This window comes from Arthrobacter agilis, assembly GCF_002953615.1.
Classification (GTDB): domain Bacteria; phylum Actinomycetota; class Actinomycetes; order Actinomycetales; family Micrococcaceae; genus Arthrobacter_D; species Arthrobacter_D agilis_B.
Window position 1 is genome coordinate 3,213,439 of record NZ_CP024915.1, and the last position, 4,065, is coordinate 3,217,503.

At 69.2% G+C, this 4,065-nt stretch carries 6 protein-coding genes; 3 read left to right on the forward strand and 3 right to left on the reverse strand.

Annotated elements, in window-relative coordinates:
* Positions 1-794 (reverse strand): LolA family protein (locus CVO76_RS15740; RefSeq protein ID WP_208740060.1); only part of this gene is annotated, 794 nt, incomplete at its 3' end.
* A gap of 208 nt (positions 795-1,002) precedes the next feature.
* Positions 1,003-1,263 carry a GlsB/YeaQ/YmgE family stress response membrane protein gene (locus tag CVO76_RS15745; RefSeq protein WP_208740061.1) on the reverse strand — a complete coding sequence of 87 codons (261 nt, stop codon included), beginning with the start codon at positions 1,261-1,263 and terminating at the stop codon, positions 1,003-1,005.
* Here CVO76_RS15745 and CVO76_RS15750 point away from each other — a divergent pair.
* The 3 genes from CVO76_RS15750 to CVO76_RS15760 all read left to right on the forward strand — a co-directional run bounded on the left by CVO76_RS15750 (position 1,262) and on the right by CVO76_RS15760 (position 2,410).
* Positions 1,262-1,456 (forward strand): hypothetical protein, encoded by a 195-nt coding sequence (locus tag CVO76_RS15750; RefSeq protein ID WP_208740062.1) that lies wholly within the window; start codon positions 1,262-1,264, stop codon positions 1,454-1,456. The two genes, CVO76_RS15745 and CVO76_RS15750, sit on opposite strands and share 2 nt — an antisense overlap.
* 89 nt (positions 1,457-1,545) lie before the next feature.
* Positions 1,546-1,953 (forward strand): PGPGW domain-containing protein, encoded by a 408-nt coding sequence (locus CVO76_RS15755; RefSeq protein ID WP_244186046.1) that lies wholly within the window; start codon positions 1,546-1,548, stop codon positions 1,951-1,953.
* Between the two features lie 49 nt (positions 1,954-2,002).
* Entirely contained in the window at positions 2,003-2,410 is a 408-nt protein-coding gene (locus tag CVO76_RS15760; protein WP_208740064.1) for a four-helix bundle copper-binding protein, read from the forward strand.
* A 180-nt stretch (positions 2,411-2,590) separates the two neighbouring features.
* On the opposite strand, the gene CVO76_RS15765 is transcribed toward CVO76_RS15760, so the two are convergent.
* Positions 2,591-3,754: a ScyD/ScyE family protein gene (locus CVO76_RS15765; protein ID WP_208740065.1), complete on the reverse strand. Its 1,164-nt coding sequence runs from the start codon at positions 3,752-3,754 to the stop codon at positions 2,591-2,593.
* Between the last annotated feature and the right edge of the window lie 311 nt (positions 3,755-4,065).

Here is a 4,065-nt window from a genome sequence, read left to right on the forward strand (position 1 = left end):
AAGTCGAAGGTGTCGGCGTCAGGAGTGCTGAAGTCCACGTCGCTGAAGCCGGCCGAGAAGGCTGCTTCCTCCTGGCCCTTCGCCTGCACGGTGACGCTGAGGGGGACGCCGGTCTCGGAGTCGACCGCGACGGCGATCGAGCCGATCAGCGTGGCCTCGTCCTCGGGTGTCAGCAGGAGCTCGTAGGCGCTGCGGCCCGCGACACGGCTGGTGCCGTCGACGGTCACCTCGGTGCTCGGGTCGATCGTCGCGAGGAACACCTGGGCGAGCTCGGCCGGAGTGCGGGGGACGTCCTGCAGTTCGGGGTACTCGGCGGCCTTCTCCTGGAGCGTCGCCTCCAGCTGCGCCTTCGCGGCGTCCCTGTCGGGCAGTGCGGCATGCGTCGCTTCCTTGGCCGCGGAGTCGTAGAACCAGACCTCGTCCTGGTTCACGACGACGTCGCGCTGGGCCAGCTGGTCGAGCACCTGGACGCGTGCCCGGTCCGGTCCGTCGACGTAGACCTGCGCGGTGTGCTCGCCCGTGAGCAGCTCGAGCGCGGTGGAGGTGGGGTCCGAGCTGGACGTGCCACCCGGGGGAGTGGCGAGTCCGATGTCGGGGAGGCCGAGGTTGGAGGACTGCTCGACGGTGCCGGAATAGGCGTCGTCCGAACTGGTGGCCACGAATTCGAGCAGTTCCTGCGCGGTTTTGGCGGGGAGCTGCGGTTGGGCCTCGGCGACGGCGGAACCGCTCACGGCAGCAGTGACGATGACGACCGGGACGATGCCAGCGGGGAGCCAGCGCCAGTTCTTGTTCATGATTGAGCCTTCCGAACGAATCTCTGCCCCATCTGGCGTCAACGCTACACCTGCACGCTGGGAGGAGGATGGGCGCGTGTACTGGGAGAACGAGCGGGACGGCGCAGGCGTGCCGCCGTCGGGGGCACGGTGCACGGAAGGTGCTGACGACAAGGCCCGGACATGCGGAAGGGGCGGCCGAAGCCGCCCCTTCCGATGCCGGGAAGTCCTAGCGCCTCACGTGACGGCGACCCGCGACGCTCTCCGCGACGCCGATCAGCAGCACTGCCGCGATGACCGAGACGATGAACCCGAGGATGTTCAGTTCCCACATGTTGCCGGTGCCGAGCAGGCTCGCGATGGCGCCGCCGATGACGGAACCGACGAGGCCGAGCAGCAGTGTGGCGAGCAGGCCGAGGTTCTGCCTGCCCGGCTTGATGAGGCGCGCAAGGGCGCCGATGATGAGGCCGGCGAGGATGAATCCGATCATGTCAATCTCCTTCTCTGTGCCCGCGATGTGCGGGAAGTCCCTGGTCCTGCTGGTGGTGACGCCGCGTCGGCTGCGCCTGATTCCGCGATTCCGGCCCGAAGGCAAGGGCCCGGTCCTGATGCGGCCGGGTGTTGCCACCAGCGTTGATCAGTTCAACGATAGTGGAATGCGAAGCCTACTGAGGAATTTTTGATGTCTCGGCCTCCTCGACAACGGCGTCCGCACGGTGCAGTGTTCGCCGGGCGTACGCGGCCCCACGGTGCCAGCCGCATCATCGGGCTCGTGGTCGGTTGGCTGCTGGTGCTGATCGGCCTCGCCGCCCTCGTGCTGCCCGGCCCGGGGCTGCTGGCCCTCGTTGCCGGCCTCGCCGTCCTCGCACAGCAGTACGAGTGGGCGCGGCGCTGGCTGCAGCCCGTCAAGCGGAAGGCCTTCGCGGCAGCAGCCCAGGGTGTGAAGAGCACCCGCAACATCGTGCTCAGTTTCACGGGTGCACTCATCCTCATCCTGCTCGGCGTCCTGTGGGGGGTGCACCGTCCCGTGCCGGGGTGGTGGCCCCTCGACGACCGTTGGTGGCTGCCCGGCGGATGGAGCGTGGGATCGGGGCTCGTGGTCTCCGGTCTGCTGGCCGCCGCTTTCATCGTCTACAGCATCCGCCGCTTCCGTCCCACCTCTGATCCGTCCCGGCCCTGATCCGTCCCAGCACGTCCCTTTCGCGCAGTACCGACCCGAGGAGCACACCATGTCCGACGCCCGCGCCATGCTCGACACCTACCCGCAGGACCGGGACGGCTTCGACAGCGACCTGCTCGCAGAGTGTATCGATGCCTGCCTCGACTGCACACAGACCTGTACGGCCTGCGCTGACGCCTGCCTCGCCGAGGACATGGTGGCCGACCTGCGGAAGTGCATCCGGACCGACCTCGACTGCGCGGACATCTGCGGCACGACCGGGCGGATCCTCTCCCGGCACACGGGGTACGACGCGAATCTGACGCGGGCCGTGCTCGAGGCCTGCCGCACGGCGTGCAGAGCGTGCGGTGACGAGTGCTCGCAGCATGCCTCGATGCACGAGCACTGTCGCGTCTGCGCGGAGGCGTGCCGCCGGTGCGAGCGCGCCTGCGAGGCCCTGCTCGCCTCGATGGACTAGCAGCCCCGGCGGCCCGCCGTCGCGTACCGCACCACCTCGTCAACCATCTGGACGGCCAGGACGGCAGGCGGTCGGCGGGCATGGCTGCGCCCGGCTGGACCGCAGGTACGACCGGCCCGGCATGTCCACACACGACGACGCCGTGCCCCCGGCCGGGGACACGGCGTCGTCGTGATCGGGCTACTGCCGGCTGTAGTCCAGGCGCGTGCGCAGCAGGACGCCGGCCGGAGGAGCCGGCTCGGGACCGCTCGGCAGCGCGTTGGTGGTGGCGTACAGGTACTTGCCGTCGATCTCGACGTCGGCCGGCAGCACCGCCTCCAGGAGGGGAACAGCCTCAGTGGTCCCCGCAGCGATGACCGAGATCCTGCCCGCGAAGAGTTCGGCGACGAAGATGTTGCCCCGTCGGTCCAGGGCCAGCCCGGTGGGCGACGTGAGGCCGGACGCGATGACCTCCACGACCCCCGTCGCCGGGTCGAGCCGGCGCACCGATCCGAGCGTGGGATCCTCCGGCACTCCCGGGAGCGACGTCAGGTACAGGAGGCCGTCCGTACCGAGTTCGAGGTCGGTGGGAACAGGCTCACTGTTGAACGTGGCGCCGAGCACGCACTCGGGCAGGACGATCCCTTGGTCCGCCAGGGAGGCGAACAGTTGCTCGGTGATGACCGTCACCACAGGCTCGAGGACCGTTGCGCTCACCGTATTGCGGCGCGTGTCCACGGTGAAGACCGCGTTCGCCCCGGCATCGGCCACATAGACGTAGCGTCCGGAGTTCGACACCGCCGTCGCATACGGATGCGAGTACGTCTCTCCTCCATGCGGCAGCGCGAGAGGGGCGAGCTCCGGCGCGATCAGGCCCGCGCATTCCGGGGTGAGGTCCTGGAAACCGTAGGAACTGGCGCCGTCGTAGTTGTTGGCGGTCTCCAGCGCGGCGAGGTCGGCGAGGATGCGGACCGTGCCTTTCTCGAGGACGCTGACGTTCGCGACGAACGGGTCTGGAGAACCCGGTCCGCCGGCGCTCTCGGTGAAGTACACCTCACCGTGGTTCGTGGAGACGCCGCCGACCTCGATGCCGGGCCTGTCGACGAGCGTGGCAAGGGCTCCGTTGCGGTCCACGCTGGTGAGCTGTCCGCCGAAGTTCTGCGACACGTAGGCGGTGTTGCCGCGACCGATCGCGACCCGGAGGGGGCCGAGGAGGCCAGTGGCGAGTTCCGTCTGCTCACCTGCGGTGACTGCCCAGCTGCGCTGCGAGGGAACGGAGGTGGGCGCTGCGAGTGCCGCGCCGGCGGTGGAGGTGAGTGCGACCGCGAGTGCGGCCGCGACAAGAGGCGTGCTTGTACCCTTCATGGTGGTTGTCCTTGGGGTGCGAGAGATCGTCGAGACGCTCTGACCGGCCCCAGCGCCGAGTAGCGGCCACGGCCGCCATGGTGCGCGCACGGCCCTGTTCCCCCAGGAGTCATCGTGCTGGACGAAATGCTAGGACCGCTCCGGCCCGGTGTCCACGATCTCCAGCAGAAAGTCGGTGATTGGTGCACGTGGGGCAGGAGTGGGACTCACACCGCGAGCGAACGCACCTGGTCCATCAGTTCCCGGGCCTTCTCATCCGCCCCGGCGTCGGAGTACAGGCGGGCGGCCTCGGCGAGATGGAGCGCGGCCCG